Origin of the sequence: Zemynaea arenosa (assembly GCF_004614185.1) — a bacterium.
In the GTDB taxonomy this organism is placed as follows: domain Bacteria; phylum Pseudomonadota; class Gammaproteobacteria; order Burkholderiales; family Burkholderiaceae_D; genus Telluria; species Telluria arenosa.
Genome location: NZ_SPVF01000095.1, coordinates 1 through 16,067, shown reverse-complemented (window position 1 = coordinate 16,067; position 16,067 = coordinate 1). Strand labels below are relative to the sequence as shown.

General features: G+C 65.4%; 16 protein-coding genes. 2 read left to right on the top strand and 14 right to left on the bottom strand.

All coding sequences use genetic code 11. The features are described from left to right. Positions 1-74 precede the first annotated feature (74 nt). The 13 genes from lpxA to rpsB form a co-directional block, all read right to left on the bottom strand. Positions 75-863 (bottom strand): acyl-ACP--UDP-N-acetylglucosamine O-acyltransferase, encoded by a 789-nt coding sequence (gene lpxA, locus E4L96_RS06760; RefSeq protein WP_135206456.1) that lies wholly within the window; start codon positions 861-863, stop codon positions 75-77. After that, positions 863-1,348 carry a 3-hydroxyacyl-ACP dehydratase FabZ gene (fabZ, locus tag E4L96_RS06755; protein ID WP_135206455.1) on the bottom strand — a complete coding sequence of 162 codons (486 nt, stop codon included), beginning with the start codon at positions 1,346-1,348 and terminating at the stop codon, positions 863-865. Before fabZ ends, lpxA begins: the two co-directional genes overlap by 1 nt. After that, the gene (gene lpxD / locus E4L96_RS06750; protein WP_135206454.1) at positions 1,345-2,394 is read right to left on the bottom strand and encodes a UDP-3-O-(3-hydroxymyristoyl)glucosamine N-acyltransferase; all 1,050 of its coding nucleotides are present in this window, start codon (positions 2,392-2,394) and stop codon (positions 1,345-1,347) included. The genes fabZ and lpxD overlap by 4 nt, the downstream gene beginning before the upstream one ends. 21 nt (positions 2,395-2,415) lie before the next feature. Continuing rightward, on the bottom strand, positions 2,416-2,961 hold the full coding sequence (locus E4L96_RS06745) for an OmpH/Skp family outer membrane protein (protein ID WP_135206453.1): 546 nt from the start codon (positions 2,959-2,961) through the stop codon (positions 2,416-2,418). Positions 2,962-2,989: 28 nt separating this feature from the next. After that, on the bottom strand, positions 2,990-5,326 hold the full coding sequence (bamA, locus tag E4L96_RS06740; RefSeq protein WP_135206452.1) for an outer membrane protein assembly factor BamA: 2,337 nt from the start codon (positions 5,324-5,326) through the stop codon (positions 2,990-2,992). 66 nt (positions 5,327-5,392) lie between these two features. After that, positions 5,393-6,727 (bottom strand): RIP metalloprotease RseP, encoded by a 1,335-nt coding sequence (gene rseP, locus E4L96_RS06735; protein ID WP_135206451.1) that lies wholly within the window; start codon positions 6,725-6,727, stop codon positions 5,393-5,395. A gap of 17 nt (positions 6,728-6,744) precedes the next feature. After that, the gene (gene ispC / locus E4L96_RS06730; RefSeq protein ID WP_135206450.1) at positions 6,745-7,926 is read right to left on the bottom strand and encodes a 1-deoxy-D-xylulose-5-phosphate reductoisomerase; all 1,182 of its coding nucleotides are present in this window, start codon (positions 7,924-7,926) and stop codon (positions 6,745-6,747) included. A gap of 20 nt (positions 7,927-7,946) precedes the next feature. Then, positions 7,947-8,798, bottom strand: coding sequence for a phosphatidate cytidylyltransferase (locus tag E4L96_RS06725; RefSeq protein WP_135206449.1), 852 nt, complete (start codon positions 8,796-8,798; stop codon positions 7,947-7,949). 1 nt (position 8,799) lies between these two features. Continuing rightward, positions 8,800-9,570, bottom strand: a complete 771-nt coding sequence (gene uppS / locus E4L96_RS06720) for a polyprenyl diphosphate synthase (protein ID WP_135206448.1) — start codon at positions 9,568-9,570, stop codon at positions 8,800-8,802. A 16-nt stretch (positions 9,571-9,586) separates the two neighbouring features. Further along, complete coding sequence (gene frr / locus E4L96_RS06715; RefSeq protein WP_135206447.1) at positions 9,587-10,147, bottom strand: ribosome recycling factor; 561 nt, start codon at positions 10,145-10,147, stop codon at positions 9,587-9,589. 54 nt (positions 10,148-10,201) lie between these two features. Next, positions 10,202-10,918: a UMP kinase gene (gene pyrH, locus E4L96_RS06710; RefSeq protein WP_135206446.1), complete on the bottom strand. Its 717-nt coding sequence runs from the start codon at positions 10,916-10,918 to the stop codon at positions 10,202-10,204. Positions 10,919-11,045: 127 nt separating this feature from the next. Next, a complete protein-coding gene (gene tsf, locus E4L96_RS06705; RefSeq protein ID WP_135206445.1) occupies positions 11,046-11,957 on the bottom strand; it encodes a translation elongation factor Ts in 912 nt (303 codons plus the stop codon). A gap of 112 nt (positions 11,958-12,069) precedes the next feature. Further along, positions 12,070-12,816 carry a 30S ribosomal protein S2 gene (gene rpsB / locus E4L96_RS06700; RefSeq protein WP_135206444.1) on the bottom strand — a complete coding sequence of 249 codons (747 nt, stop codon included), beginning with the start codon at positions 12,814-12,816 and terminating at the stop codon, positions 12,070-12,072. 818 nt (positions 12,817-13,634) lie between these two features. On the opposite strand from rpsB, the gene E4L96_RS06695 reads away from it, so the two are divergent. Continuing rightward, the gene (locus E4L96_RS06695) at positions 13,635-14,729 is read left to right on the top strand and encodes a sigma 54-interacting transcriptional regulator (protein WP_135206443.1); all 1,095 of its coding nucleotides are present in this window, start codon (positions 13,635-13,637) and stop codon (positions 14,727-14,729) included. A gap of 314 nt (positions 14,730-15,043) precedes the next feature. Here E4L96_RS06695 and E4L96_RS06690 read toward each other — a convergent pair whose 3' ends face one another. Continuing rightward, positions 15,044-15,787: a hypothetical protein gene (locus E4L96_RS06690; protein ID WP_135206442.1), complete on the bottom strand. Its 744-nt coding sequence runs from the start codon at positions 15,785-15,787 to the stop codon at positions 15,044-15,046. A gap of 71 nt (positions 15,788-15,858) precedes the next feature. Between E4L96_RS06690 and E4L96_RS24050 the strand changes: the two genes are divergently transcribed. Further along, a partial coding sequence (locus tag E4L96_RS24050; protein WP_135206441.1) for a hypothetical protein occupies positions 15,859-16,067 on the top strand: 209 nt, incomplete at its 3' end.

Genomic DNA, 16,067 nt, shown 5'->3' with positions numbered 1-16,067 from the left:
GGCCATCCGCTTGCCGAACTGATACCGCTGCACCCCGACCAGTCGGCTGCGCGCCGAGGCCCGCGGCGGATGGACTATCGGACGATGCCACGAGTCGCGCTGTCGAGGAATTCGCGCATCTGGCGCACCTGCTCGGCGCCCTCCGTCAGCTGGCCTTCCTGCGCCAGCAGCGCGGCCTTGGCTTCCTCCAGGGTCAGGCCCTGGCGGTAGATGGTCTTGTAGGCCGCGCGCACAGCGTCGATCTGCGCGCGCGTGTAGCCGCGGCGCTTCAAGCCTTCGATATTCACACCATGCGCCGAACACGGGTTGCCCGAGACCAGCACGAACGGCGGCACGTCCTGGGTCAGCGAGGTGGTCATGCCCACGAAGGCGTGCGCGCCGATCTTGCAGAACTGGTGCACACCCGCGTAGCCGGACAGGATCGCCCAGTCGCCGACTTCCACGTGCCCCGCCAGCTGCGCGTTGTTCGAGAAGATGGTGTTGTTGCCGACCTGGCAGTCGTGCGCCAGGTGCACATAGGCCGAGATCCAGTTGTCGTTGCCCAGGCGCGTGACGCCCTTGTCCTGCACCGTACCAGTGTTGAAGGTACAGAACTCGCGGATGGTGTTGCGGTCGCCGATCTCCAGGCGGGTCGGCTCACCCGCCCACTTCTTGTCCTGCGGCTGGGCGCCGATGGACGAGAACTGGAAGAAGTGGTTGTCGCGGCCAATGGTCGTGTGGCCTTCGATGACCACGTGCGGCCCGACTTTGGTACCTGCGCCAATGACCACATGCGGCCCGATGACCGAATACGGCCCGACTTCGACCGACGCATCCAGCTCCGCTTTCGGATCGACGATGGCGGTCGGATGGATCGCTGCCATTACTGCCCCGCCGGTTGGCCCGCGTCGGCGGTCGAGCGGATGGTGCACATCAGTTCCGCTTCCAGCGCGACCTGGCCGTCCACGGTGCCCACGCCCTTGTACTTCCAGATGCCGCGCGAGACGCGCAGGATCTCGACATCCATCTTGAGCTGGTCGCCAGGACCGACCGGGCGCTTGAAGCGCGCGTTGTCGATGCCGACGAAGTACACCACCGAGTTCTCGTCCGGGGTCACGTTCATGGTCAGGAAGGACAGCAGCGCGGCGGTCTGCGCCAGCGCCTCGATCATCAGCACGCCCGGCATCACCGGCTTGTGCGGGAAGTGGCCGTTAAAGAATTCTTCGTTGACGGTCACGTTCTTGATCGCGGTGATCGACTTGTTGGCTTCCCAGGTCAGCACGCGGTCCACCAGCAGCAACGGATAGCGGTGCGGCAGCATGCGCTTGATCTGGGTGATGTCGAGAGTTTTGTTGTCAGTGGTAGTCATTTTTTTTCGGAGAGGTCTTTGATCTGTTTTTCGAGTGCCCGCATTTTCTCGCGCATGGCCTGCAGGTTGCGCACGATCGCGGCGCTCTTTTCCCATTCGGCGTTTTTCGCCAGCGGGTAGAAGCCGGTGTACTGGCCTGGCTCGGAGATGGAACGCGACACCAGCGAGCCGGAGGAAATGTGGACGTGGTCCGCAATGGTCAGGTGGCCCAGCACCATGGCAGCGCCGCCGAAGGTGCAGTATTTGCCGATGATGGCGCTGCCCGCCACGCCGACGCAGCCGGCCATCGCCGTGTGCGCGCCGATGCGGCAGTTGTGGCCGATCTGGATCTGGTTATCGAGCTTGACGCCGTCTTCGATCACGGTGTCGGCCAGCGCGCCGCGGTCCACGGTGGTGTTGGCGCCGATGTCGACATCGTCGCCGATCACCACGCGGCCGGTCTGCGGGATCTTGATGTAGACGCCGCCCTCGTTGGCGAAACCGAAACCGTCGGTTCCGATCACCGCGCCCGAGTGCAGGATGCCGCGCTTGCCGATGCGGCAGCGCGCATGGAAGGTCACGTTGGCGAAGAACTGGGTGCCCTCGCCCACGATCGCTTCGCGCCCGATGAAGCAGCCCGCGCCGATCACCGCGTGCGGGCCGATGGCGGCGCCGTCCTCGATGGTCACGTGCGGGCCGATATGCGCGCTGGCGTCCACGCGCGCGGTGGGCGCCACCACGGCCGACGGATGGATGCCCGGCGGCGGCACGTGGGCGGTCAGCGCCTCGAAGTACTGGGCCGCGCGCGCGAAGTACGCGTACGGGTTCTTGATGACGATGCGCGCGCCCTCATAGGTCGCTGCGACCGTCTCGTCATCGTTGGGCGACACAATCAGCGCTGCCGCCTGCGACTGGGCAGCCAGCGCGCGCAATTTGGAATTGGAGAGGAAGGACAGGTGCGCAGGGCCGGCATCGGCCAACGGCGCGATGCCCTCCACCTCGACATTGGGATCGCCAAACAGCTGGCCGCCGAAGCGTTCCACCAGTTCGGCCAGTTTGGTACCCATGGTGCAGCCTTTGTCTGTGTCTTACTTGGTCCGCTTGTCCAGCAGCGAAATCAGTTTGTCGGTGATGTCGATGCGCGGGGAATACCAGGCCACTTCCTGCAGGATGATGTCCAGCTTCTCCTGCTCGGCGATCTGCTGGATCATCTCGTACGCGATGCGCGAGATGTTGGCGCGCTCCTCGTTCTTGCGCTGCATGAGGTCTTCGTTAAACTGGTTCAGCTTGCGGCGGTATTCGGCATCGCGCTCCAGTACTTCGCGCGCGCGGCGGGTGCGCTCCGCTTCGGTCAGCCCGGCCGATTCGGACTCCAGCTTGTCGGATGCCTTCTTCACGTCCGACGCCAGCTCCTGCAGGGCTTTCTGGCGCTTGGAGAACTCGCCCTCGATGCGCGAATCGGCCGCCTTGGCCATCTTGGAATCGGTGAACAGGCGCTCGGTGCTCACGTAGCCGATGCGGACATTGTAGACCGGCGACGGGGCATCGGCAGCAAAGGCCTGCACGGGTGCGGCCAGGCCGAGCGCCAGGCCGGCCGCCAGCGCCAGGGAAGAAAGAGCAGCTTTTTTCGACATAATTCCCCGCAAAATCATGATCCGGCCGTCAGAAGCCGGTGCCCATCTGGAACTGGAAACGCTCCAGGCGGTCGCCAAACTGAGGGTTCAAAGGCTTAGCATAACTCAACTTGAGCGGACCGACCGGAGAAATCCAGCTGATGCCGATACCGGCCGAGGCGCGCAGCTGGTTCAGGCGAATGCGCTCGCCTTCCTGGTAGACCTGGCCGGCGTCCGAGAACAGGAACCAGCGCAGGCTGCGGTCCTGGCCACTGCCCGGGAACGGGAACTGCAGCTCCGCATTGCCGATCACGCGCGTCGAGCCACCCAACGCATCGCCGTAGGAATTCGGATCCACCACGCCCAGCGAAGAGGACTCGTAGCCGCGCACCGAGCCGATGCCGCCGGCGTAGAAGTTCTTGAAGATCGGGTAGCGATTGCCGCGCAGGCCATGGCCGAAGTCCGCCTCGCCCTTGAGCGCGAGCGTCATCCAGCGCGTGAGCGGACGGTACCACTGGTGCTCGTACACGGCGCGGTAGTACTTGGAATTGCCGAACAGGTCGATCTCGAAATTGGCGCGCTGGTAGCGGCCGATCGACGGCGTGACGGCCGAGTCGCGGCTGTCGCGCGCCCAGGCGGCGGTCAGCGGGAACGAGTCGGTCGAGGCCTTGCCGATGCCGCTCGCCGGGCCGCCGTAGTCGACCACCCACTGCTTGAAGCGCAGCGGCGAGGAGTCGTCGGTCTCGATGGTGGTGTGCTCGGCGCCGATGCCGAAGAACACGGTGTCGTACTCGGAGAACGGCACGCCGAAGGTCAGGCGGCCGCCGTTCTGCTTCACGGTGTACGAGCCGATGTTGATCAAGGGCGGGCGCGTGGTGCGGTGATAGACCTCGAACGAACGCGACACGCCGTCGTCCGTGAAGTACGGGTTCATCTCCGAGAACGCGATGGTGCGGCTGTAGCGGCTCGTGTTCAGCTCCAGGCCCAGCGTCTTGCCGGAACCGGCGAAGTTGGCCTGCGAGATCGCGGTCGTGAAGGTGAACTTCTCAGCCTGCGAGAACGCGCCGCCGATCATGAAGTTACCGGTCGGGCGTTCCACCACGTTCAGGTTGATGTCCACCTGGTCCGAGGCGCCCGGCGCTTCCGGCGTATCCACCGTGACGTCCTTGAAGTAGCCCAGGCGGTCCACGCGGTCGCGCGAGGCCTTGACCCGGTTGGCGTCGTACCAGGAGCCCTCGAACTGGCGGAACTCGCGGCGGATCACTTCATCGCGGGTGGTGGTGTTGCCCGAGATGTTCATGTGGCGCACGTAGGCGCGGCGGCCTGGGTCCACCATGAAGGTGAAGGCCACGGTGCGCTTCTCGCGGTTGATGTCCGGGTTCGCGTTCACGTTGGCGAAGGCGTAGCCGAAGGTCCCCATGCGGTCCGAAATCAGCTTGTTCGACTGGGTCAGCAGCGCGCCGGAATAGGTCATCCCCGGGCGCAGCAGGATCAGGCGCCGCAGCTCGTCCTCGCGGCCGAAGGTCTCGCCTTCCAGCTTGATGCCGGAGACGGTGTACTTCTCGCCTTCGGTGATGTTGATGGTGAGGTAGATGTCCTTCTTGTCCGGCGAGATCGCGACCTGGGTCGACTCCACGTTCGCTTCCAGGTAGCCGTGATCCAGGTACCAGGACTTGATCGCCTCGATGTCGCCGGTCAGCTTGGTCTTGGAGTACTGGTCGGCCTTGGAGTACCAGGTGAACCAGCCGCTGGTGGTCAGCTGCAGCAGCTCGCGCAGCTCCTTGTCCGAGAACGCCTTGTTGCCGACGATGTTGATCTGGCGGATGCGCGACATCTCGCCTTCGTCCACGTTGAAGGTGACGGTGACGCGATTGCGTTCGATCGGCGTGATGGTGGTGGTGATCTTGACGCCATACAGGCCGTGCGACAGGTACTGGCGCTTGAGCTCCTGCTCCGCGCGGTCCACGGCTGCCTTGTCGAAGATCTTGGCCTCGCCGACGCCGATTTCCTTGAGCGCCTTGGTCAGCTGGTCCTTCTCGAACTCCTTGGTGCCGGTGAATTCCACGCTCGAAATGGCGGGCCGCTCTTCCACCAGCACCACCAGCACGCCATTCTCTTCTTCCAGGCGGATGTCCTTGAAGAAGCCGGTCGCGTACAGCGCCTTCATGGCGGCGATGGCCTTGGTGTCGTCGAACGTTTCGCCCACCCGCACCGGCAGGTACGAGAACACCGTGCCGGCCTCGGTACGCTGGATGCCTTCCACGCGGATGTCCTTGACCGTGAACGGTGCGACTGCTTGGGCTTGGCCGGCGAAGAGTGCCGAGACGGCGGCGCCGATGATGGTGCGACGGAGGACGAGGGCGAAACGCTCAGAGTGTAATTTCATTGGGTTGTTCAAGGTTCGATGCGATGGCGTGACGGGCGGGCTCAGAGGCTGTTCCAACTGCTCAAACTACAAGAGCCGCATCACGTCGTTGAAGACCGCAAGTGCCATCAGCGTGACCAGCAGGCCGACTCCGGCCCGCTGCGCAAATTCGCCGATCCGCTCCGGCAAGGGGCGGCCGGTCAAAACTTCCACGAGATAATACAGTAAAAGACCCCCATCCAAAACGGGGATTGGTAACAAATTCATCACGCCTAAGCTAATACTAACGAAGGCGATAAAGCCCAGGAAAACCTCGGCGCCCATGCGCGCGGTCTGCCCTGCGTAATCGGCAATCGTGAGCGGGCCGGTGACGTTCTTCCACGAGACTTCGCCGGTGATCATCTTGCCGATCATGCGCAGCGTGAGGGTCACGGTGTCCCAGGTCTTGGCGGCGGCCTTGCCAATGGCGGTGATGGGGCCCGAGGACACCGTCACGCTCTCCGGCTGCATCTCGACCACGGCGTTGATGCGGCCCTTGTGATCCTGCTCGGACGGCACCACGACCACCGAGAACGGCTGGCCCGCGCGCTCGCCGGTCATGACGAGCGGCTTGTTCGGGCTGGCGCGCACGGTCTCCACGAAGGCGATGCCGTCGGCGATGGCCTTGCCGTCGATGGTGGCGATGCGGTCGCCGCGGCGCAGGCCCGCCTTGGCGGCGGGACCGCCCGCCTCCACCCGGCCCAGCACCGGCTTGGGTGCCCACACGCCGAGGCCCAGCTTGTCCGCCACATCGCTTTCCACATCCAGCCCGCGCAGGGCCGACGCGGGCACCGTCAGCGTCAGCTGGCCGGTGGCCGGGCGGTCCACTTCGATGCGTGCTTCGCTGTGGTCCATCACCGCGTGCAGGAGGCCCATGCGCAGCTCCGACCAGGCGCCGACCTTCTCGCCGTTGATGGCGGTGACCAGGTCCCCACCGCGCAGGCCCGCGGACCAGGCCACGGTATCTTCCGAAGCCACGCGCACGCGCGCCGCCGGTTCGGCCACGCCGTGCATGTACAGGCCCGCCATCACGGCGATCGCCAGCAGGAAGTTGGCCAGCGGGCCAGCGGCCACGATGGCGATGCGCTTCCACACGCTCTGCGCGTTGAATTCGCGCGCGCGCTCGGCGGCCGACAGGGGACCGATGTCCGGGTCGCGTGCGTCGAGCATCTTGACGTAGCCGCCCAAGGGCAGCGCGGAGATGGCCCACTCGGTCTGGTCCGGGCCCACACGGCGCGACCACACCACCTTGCCCATGCCGATCGAGAAGCGCAGCACCTTCACGCCGCACAGGCGCGCCACCCAGTAGTGGCCCAGTTCATGGAACACGATCAGGGGGCCGAGCGCCAGCAGGAAAGCGAGCGCAGTATGGAGAAAATTCATGATGCCCTCGCCGGCTTTCAGCGTGCCAAGGAGCGGACCACGCGCAGCGCGGCCTCGCGCGCCTGCGCGTCTTGCGCCAGCACCGCGTCCATGCTGGAAGCGGGCACGCAGTCGATGGTGTGCATCGCCTCGGCGATCACGCGGTCGATGTCGCGGAAGCCGATGCGGCGGTCCAGGAAGGCCTCGACGGCCACCTCGTTGGCGGCATTGAGCACCGCCGGGGCGCAGCCGCCCTCCTCCAACGCCTCGAATGCGAGGGCCAGGCAAGGGAAGCGCGCGAAGTCCGGTTTGTGGAACTGCAGGGTGCCGATCCGGGTCAGGTCGAGCTGGGCGACGCCGGAGTCGATCCGTTCCGGGAACGCCAGCGCGTTGGCGATCGGAGTGCGCATGTCCGGGTTGCCCAGCTGGGCGAGCACGGAGCCGTCGTCGTACGAGACCATCGAGTGGATCACCGACTGCGGGTGGATCACGACCTCGATCTGCTGGGCGGAGGCGCCGAACAGCCAGTGCGCCTCGATCACTTCCAGCCCCTTGTTCATCATGGTGGCGGAATCGACCGAGATCTTGCGGCCCATGGACCAGTTAGGGTGCTTGCAGGCTTCCTCGGGCGTCACGTTCCCGAGCGTCTCGACGGCGCGGTTCAGGAACGGGCCGCCGGATGCGGTCAGCAGGATGCGCGTCACGCCGTGGGCACGCGGGGCGCGCGCGTAGTCGGCGGGCAGGCACTGGAAGATGGCGTTGTGCTCGGAGTCGATCGGCAGCAGGGTCGCACCGTTGTGCTCCACCGCGTCCATGAACAGCTGGCCGGACATGACCAGTGCTTCCTTGTTGGCCAGCAGGACCTTCTTGCCGGCGCGGGCGGCAGCGATCGACGGGGCCAGGCCGGCGGCGCCGACGATGGCGGCCATCACCGTGTCCACCTCCGGTGCGCTGGCGACGGACACGAGAGCCTCCTCGCCATACTCCACCTCAGTATGCACGCCGCGCTCGCGCAGCAGCGCGGACAGGCGGGCGGCACCCGCGGCATCCTTGACCACGGCGCGCTGCGGCCGGAACTGCGCGCACTGCGCGGCCAGTTCCTCGACGCGCGAATGCGCCGTCAGGGCGTAGACGCTGTACTTGTCCGGATGGCGCGCCAGCACGTCGAGCGTGGAAACGCCGATCGAACCGGTGGCGCCGAGGATGGTGATGCGTTGCATGAAAAAGAAACCTTAACGATTCAGAGCGCGGCGTCGATCAGCGCGGCCAGCGGGAGGACGGGCACGAGCGCATCGATGCGGTCGAGCACCCCGCCGTGGCCGGGCAGCAGGCTGCTGCTGTCTTTGAGTCCGGCGCGGCGTTTCAGTTGCGACTCGGCGAGATCGCCGGCGATGCTGAAGGCCACCAGGCCGACCAGCACGAGGATCAGGCCGCCCCAGCCCCAGACCACGGCGACATGGACGGCGAAGGTGTCGGCCAGCCAGGGCGCGCGGTCCATCAGGAACACCGACAGCACGGCCAGCGCGATCACCATAATGCAGCCGCCGATCGCGCCTTCCCAGGACTTGCCAGGCGAAATGGACGGCGCCAGCTTGTGCTTGCCGAAGGCCTTGCCGGAGAAGTAGGCGCCGATGTCGGCCACCCAGACGATCACCAGCACCGACAGCAGATAGACGGTGGAATGCGCGTACAGCGCCACCAGGCCCATGAAGGCCGCGACCAGCGACAGCATGTACAGCAGGCCGTGGCCGCGCGACTTGGGATCGTCCAGCGGCGGCAGGCCGGTTTTCAGCATCGGCAGGAACAGCAGCAGCCAGGCCAGCGCGGCGCCGGCCCACCACCACATCGGGTGGAAGCGCTCGGCCGTGCCCAGGGCCGGGCCGAGGATGGGCAGCGCGAACACCAGCGCCCACACCACCGGCATCAGCTTGCCGTATTTGGCCTGCGGCAGCACCAGCCGGTAGGCCTCCCAGACGGCGGCGGCGAAAAACAGCATCACCACGAGACCGAACAGCGCCATCTCGCGCAGGAACAGGACCGGCAGCAGGACGGCCAGCAGGACAACGGCGGTGATGACGCGGGTTTTCAGCATCTCAGGTCTGGCTTTCCTTGCTCTCGGTTTTGCCGGCCACCTGGTCGCCGGTGCGGCCGAAGCGGCGTTCCCGGTGCTGGTAGGAGGCGATGGCCTGGTCCAGCGACTGCTCCGAGAAATCGGGCCAGTACTGGTCGGTGAAATACAGCTCGGAATACGCCAGCTGCCACAGCAGGAAGTTGGAGATGCGCTGCTCGCCGCCGGTGCGGATGAACAGGTCCGGCTCCGGCGCGTACGCCATCGACAGGTGCTCGGCCAGCTGGTCTTCGGTGAACTCGGCCGCGCCGGGGTGCGCCTTGGCCATTTTCGCGGCGGCCTGCATGATGTCCCAGCGGCCGCCATAGTTGGCGCACACGGTGACGGTCAGGCGGTCGTTGTTGGCGGTCTTGCGCATGGCGTTGGCGATCATGTCCTGCAGCTTCGGATCGAAGCGGGACAGGTCGCCCACCACCTTCAGGCGGATGTTATTGGCGTGCATCTTCGCCACTTCGCGCTCGAGCGCGGTGACGAACAGCTTCATGAGGAGCGAGACTTCCTCCTCGGGGCGGCGCCAGTTCTCGGACGAGAACGCGAACAGGGTCAGGTACTCGACTCCGCGCAGAGCGCAGGCCTCGACCACGCCGCGCACCGCTTCGACGCCCTTCACATGGCCTGCCACGCGGGGCAGGAAGCGCTTGGTGGCCCAGCGCCCATTGCCGTCCATGATGATGGCAATGTGGCGCGGCACCTTGGCCACCTCGGGGATGGCCGTGGTCGAACTCTTGAAGATCATGCTGGGTGACCGCGGCTCAAACGGTCAGCACTTCTTTTTCTTTTTCGGCCAGCAGCTTGTCGACGTCCGCAATGAACTTGTCGGTCAGCTTCTGGATCTCGTCGGAACCGCGGCGCTCCTCGTCTTCCGAAATCGCCTTGTCCTTGACCAGCTTTTTCAGCTGCTCGTTGGCGTCGCGGCGGATGTTGCGGATCGCGATCTTGGCGTCTTCACCTTCGCTCTTGACCAGCTTGACCATTTCCTTGCGGCGCTCTTCGGTCAGGGCCGGGGTCGGCACGCGGATGGTGTCGCCCTGGGTCGCCGGGTTCAGGCCCAGGTCGGCTTCGCGGATTGCCTTCTCGATCGCCGCGCCCATTTTCTTCTCGAACGGGGTGACGCCGATGGTGCGCGCGTCGATCAGGGTCAGGTTGGCCACCTGGTTGATCGGGGTCGGGTTGCCGTAGTAGTCGACCTGCACGTGGTCGAGGATGCCCACGTGGGCGCGGCCGGTGCGGACCTTGGACAGGTCGGCCTTCAGGGTGTCGATCGATTTCGTCATGCGCTGTTGCGCATTCGATTTCACGTCAGCGGTGGACATGTATTGCTCCTGTTTCTACAGTTCTTATATAAACGGCTATTGTAGCCGCTTGTGTCACACGTGGACCAGAGTGCCTTCGTCCTCGCCCATCACCACGCGCTTGAGGGCGCCAGGCTTGACGATGGAGAACACCTTGATCGGCAGCTTCTGGTCGCGGCACAGCGCGAAGGCGGTGGCGTCCATCACCTGCAGGTGCTTGGAGATCGCCTCGTCGAAGCTGATCTTGTCGTATCGGGTGGCGCTCGGGTCCTTCTTGGGATCGGCAGTATAAACGCCATCGACCTTGGTGGCCTTCAGCACGATTTCGGCCGAGATCTCGGAGCCGCGCAGTGCGGCGGCGGTGTCGGTGGTGAAGAACGGGTTGCCGGTGCCGGCCGCGAACACCACCACCTTGCCCTCTTCCAGGTACTGCAGCGCCTTGGGGCGCACGTACGGTTCCACCACCTGCTCGATCGAGATCGCGGACATCACGCGGGCGGTGATGCCGGCGTGGCGCATGGCGTCGGCCAGCGCGAGCGCGTTCATCACAGTGGCCAGCATGCCCATGTAGTCGGCGGTGGCGCGGTCCATGCCCTGCGCGCCCGGGGCCACGCCGCGGAAGATGTTGCCGCCGCCGATCACGACTGCCAGCTCGACACCCAGCTCCGCCACTTCGGCCACGTCGGCCACCATGCGGTCGATGGTGGCGCGGTTGATGCCGAACGCGTCGTCACCCATCAGGGCTTCGCCGGAGAGTTTCAGCAGGACGCGTTTGTAGGCTGGTTTGGTCATCGGGTGGCTCCTTGCGTTGACGGGACAGTATTTCAAAAATTCATTATGGGCGGCTTAACCGGCTGCGTCCGCCCAGGGCGCACGCGCCGCGCGCCCTTAAAAAAACGGGCCTTGCGGCCCGCTTTCTTTACGCTTGCTTGGAGGCAGCCATTTGCGCTGCCACTTCCGCCGCAAAGTCATCCACCTTCTTCTCGATGCCCTCGCCGACCACGTACATGGTGAAGTTCTTCACCGATGCGTTGGACGCCTTCAGCATCTGTTCGATGGACTGCTTGTCGTTCTTCACGAATGCCTGGTTCAGCAAGGATACCTCTTTCAGGTACTTCTGGACGGACCCTTCGATGCGCTTGTTGACGATCTCTTCCGACTGCGGCGCCTTGCCGGCAGCGACTGCCTGCTCGGCGTCTTCCTTGGCCTTGGCGGCGGCGACCGAACGCTCTTTCTCGATCAGCTCGGCCGGCACTTGCTCGTGCGACAGGGCGACCGGCTTCATCGCGGCAATGTGCATGGCCACGTCTTTACCGACAGCGTCGTCGCCTTCGAACTCGACGATCACGCCGATGCGGGTGCCGTGCAGGTAGGAGGCCAGCTTGGCAGCGGTCTCGAAGCGCTGGAAGCGGCGGAAGGTCATGTTCTCGCCGATCTTGCCGACCAGGGCGGTACGCACGTCGTCCAGGGTCTTGCCATCGCCGGCCGGCAGGGCGGCCAGGGCAGCCACGTCGGCCGGGTTGTTCTCGGCGACCAGCTTGGCGGCCAGGTTGGCCAGGGCCAGGAAGTCATCGTTCTTGGCGACGAAGTCGGTTTCCGAGTTCACTTCCACCAGCGCGCCTTTGTTGCCGCTGATGTAGGCGGCCACCACGCCTTCGGCGGTGATACGGGCCGATGCCTTGGATGCCTTGCCGCCCAGCTTGACGCGCAGGATCTCTTCGGCCTTGTTCATGTCGCCGTCGGCCTCGGTCAGGGCTTTTTTGCACTCCATCATCGGGGCGTCGGTCTTGGCGCGCAGTTCGCCAACCATTGCTGCGGTAATCGCTGCCATATGCTTTCTCCTTGGGGAAATTCTGTGAAAACTGGAATTCTGTTTAAAAAAAAGGGGAGCCAGACTTGACCACCCCTTTTTTGCTGCCGTGGCGGCTACGCCGCCGGAGCCATTAAGCCTGCTCGGACACTTCGACGAATTCGTCGCCCGACTTCACCGCGTTCAGCACTTCGGTGGTCGCGTTGGCGCGGCCTTCCAGGATCGCGTCTGCCACGCCGCGGGCGTACAGGGTGATGGCCTTGGAGGAGTCGTCGTTACCCGGGATCACGTACTGGACGCCTTCCGGGGAGTGGTTGGTATCGACCACGCCGATGACCGGGATGCCCAGCTTGGCGGCTTCGGTGATGGCGCCCTTGTGGTAGCCGACGTCGACCACGAAGATCGCGTCCGGCACGCCGCCCAGGTCCTTGATGCCGCCGATCGACTTCTGCAGCTTTTCCATTTCGCGGCGGAACAGCAGGGCTTCTTTCTTCGACATCTTCTCGACCGAACCGTCTTCGATCTGGGCTTCCATGTCCTTCAGGCGCTTGATCGAGGTCTTGATGGTCTTGAAGTTGGTCAGCATGCCGCCCAGCCAGCGCTGGTCGACGAACGGGACACCGGCGCGCTGGGCTTCAGCGGCGATGATGTCGCGCGATTGGCGCTTGGTGCCGACCATCAGGATGGTGCCGCGGTTGGACGACAGCTGCTTGATGGCTTTCATCGCTTCCTGATACATCGCCATCGTCTTTTCGAGGTTGATGATGTGGATCTTGTTGCGATGACCAAAGATGAACGGAGCCATCTTCGGGTTCCAGAAACGGGTTTGGTGACCGAAGTGGACACCGGCTTCCAGCATTTCGCGCATGGTAACGGACATTACGATTCTCCAGGGTTAAGAGTGCTACCCAGTCAGTCACCCCTCTCTCGAAGGGCACCCTTGTTGACCGGTTCGCGTTGATTTCTTACGGTTGAGCTGCCTGCCGGCGCACACGCCAGGTCAAGCAACCCGCGATTCTACACCGGAATTGACGTTTGCGGCAAGCTGTACGCGGCAGGTACAGGATGACTGAGTGATCAACATTTCGAGCCAGGCGAGCCGCAATAATGCCAAGCTAACAACCTACCCCGAGGACATCCATGAAAACGCTTGATGACCTGGGCCTGCCCCCGTACGTCGGAGGATGCCATCTCTGGTTCATTTGACGACGCCGGCGGCCCGCCGCATTATGGGCACATGGAAGACCGGGTCAAAGCGCTGGAAAAGTTTGCGAGGGACGCTCGGGACCGGCTAGTGCGCATCGAGACGCGTCTCGACACATTCGCCACGAAGGAAGATCTCCACCGTGAGCTCCACGCGACCACCTGGCGGATCATTGGCGCCACCGTCGCACTCTGCGCCGCAGTTTTCTGGCTGGCCCGAAACGTCGCCCCGCCTCCACAGCTGATTCAGCCCGCGTCACGCTCCCAACAGACTCAAGCCGCCACGCAGCTCGTGCCACCTCCGGCTGCAAAGCCATCTGGTTCGTAATCCCCTGACATCCGCGCGCGGCAGGGCCCATCGGTCGGTGGCGCGAAAACCACGCGTTTTCCAGGCGGGCGCGGCCGATCTGGCGGCGCTGTGGCATGGCGCAGGGATTTCTTTGTGCGGCGACAAATCGCGACACTTCGGGCGCTGCGGCGGCGGTAAATTTATGCATGGCCCGCGATGACTCCCCTGCTCCACCCAGCCCACCACCGACCATCGGTTCCGCGCCCGCCTACCAAAGGCTCCTGGCGCAAGTCGAACGGCTGGCCCAGACCGGCCGGCCGGTGCTGATCTGCGGCCCCTCCGGCGCCGGCAAGGAAGTGATTGCGCAGCAGCTGCACTGGCAGAGCTGCGAAGGCAAGCAGGCGTTCGTGGACCTGAACTGCGGCGCCATCCCCGTGCAGCTGATCGAGGCCGAGCTGTTTGGCTGCGTGCGCGGTGCCTACACCGGCGCCGTGACCGACCGCCCGGGCGTGTTCGAGATGGCCGGTAACGGCACCCTCTTCCTGGACGAGATCGGCGAACTGCCGCTGGCATTGCAGCCGGCATTGCTGCGGGTGCTGGAGACGCGCCAGTACCGCCCCGTCGGCGGCACGCGCACACGCCACTTCGGCGGGCGGGTGATCGCAGCCACCAACCGCAATCTGCGGGAGATGGTGCAGGAAGGCCGCTTCCGCGAGGACCTCTACTACCGGCTGGCCGTCTTTGAACTGCAGCTGCCGACGCTCGCCGAGCGGCACACGGACATCCCGGCGCTGGCCGAGCACTTCGCCGCGAGCCAGGATCGCCCGCTCCGCTTCGCACCCGATGCCCTCGCGCTGCTGGAGCGCCAGCCCTGGCCGGGCAACGTGCGCGAGCTGCGCAACCTGATCGACCGCATCGCGGTGCTGAGCGACGAGGTGCTGTTCGACGCGGCCACCTTGCGCGACTATCTGCCACATGCGCCCGCCCCATGGCAGGCGCCGGTGGCGGCCACCAGCACGACCGCGGACAGCCTGGCCGAAGCTCTATTGCTGCTGGAAGGCGCCGACAAGCTGGCTGCCACTGAACGGCTACTGGTGGAGCATGCGCTGCGGCGCTGCGCCGGCAACAAATCCGAGGCCGCCCGCCTGCTGGGCGTGAACCGCAAGACCATCGAGCGCCGCCTCGCCGCGCGCTCCACTGCGCACGACCGGGTCCTGCAGAGCCACGTCGCCAATCGCGCCGATGGCGCTTGCCGCTCGCCCCTCAGCGCAAGCCACGACATCCCACATTTGACGCAGTAGCCCCACGCCGCGCGCGCAGGTGCCCGGCCATGCGGCGCGAGCGCGCACAACGACGCCAGCACGAAGCGGCACGCTGCCGCGCCGGGCCAGCGCGTACCACTGCGCTGGCGCGACGCGGCACTTTGCCGCCTCGAACCAGCGCACATGAAAAGACCTGTCCCCAGCCCGCCCCGCACACGCAAGGCCAGGCCGGGTTGAGGACACAGCGTCACTGCCGCCGCTGCAGGATCATGAGCCACGACCCCGCCACATACGCCGCCCCGATGGCCACCACGCCCCCACCGCGCGCCAGTTGCCAAAGAAGCGGGTCAGCGTTATTTCCCCGACAGGGCCGAAATCAGCTTGCCGGCGATCGGCACGGCCAGCTGGGCCACCGACAGCAGGGTACCGAAGAACATCGGCGCATCAGCACCGCGGCGGCGCGCATGCTCTTCGGCCGGGTTGGAGGACAGCTGCTGGTACACCTGGTAGCCGGCCTTGGCCACCACCGGAAGCACGGTCTTGGCCACGTTCAGCAGCCCGCCCCAGTCGATGCCGACGGCATTCATTTTGGCCAGCGTCTCCGGCGGGATGTAGCCGATGGCAGCCGAATCCGGGCTGACGATCAGCGGGATCGGCGGGATGTCGGCGGCGCCCTTGACGCTGTTGGCGTCCACGCCCGGCGGAATCAGGCCGTCCGAGATTTTCAGCATCAGGTTGCTGCCGTCTTCCAACGTCGACAGGCGGCCGCCCTGGAAGATCGGGTAGAAGTCCAGGGTCTTGCGCTGGCTCGGGGCCTGCGGGCCGAGGGTCTTGATCAGCAGGCGCTGGGAATCGGTGGTGCCAACCTGGCCGGGACAGGCCAGGACCTGGGCGCTGGCGCCCACCACGTCCGGATCGACCACGATGCTGCCGGCCACGCGCTCATCGTCGGCGCTGGCGTTGGTGGAGTCGAGGAAGGTGTGATACAGGTGCAGGCCGGAGCCGGTCTTCTTCACCGAGAAGACCACCGGCACGCTGACGAAAGGATTGGCGAGGATCTCACGGGTTTGCGAAGTCGGGCTTTGCAAAGCATCCATTGCTGTTCTCCTTGTTTTTCGAGTTCGGTCCGGGATGGGCCGCCTGGAGACTATTGCAAGGGGTGTGCCACATGCGCCGTGGGGCGTGGCGGGTGCACGTGCAGGCCAGGATGGACGAAATCGGCCATCAGCGCTGGGACAAGTGGACGGATGCGTCCATTGCGCCGCGCTGTGCGCCGCCCGGCACCGGAAGTGCGTCCCTTGCGCCGCGCGGCGCCGGCGGTGCGTCCGCTGGCACCGGTGGCGCAGCGCAGCGCTGGGCGCAGGACCTGCGCCCGGC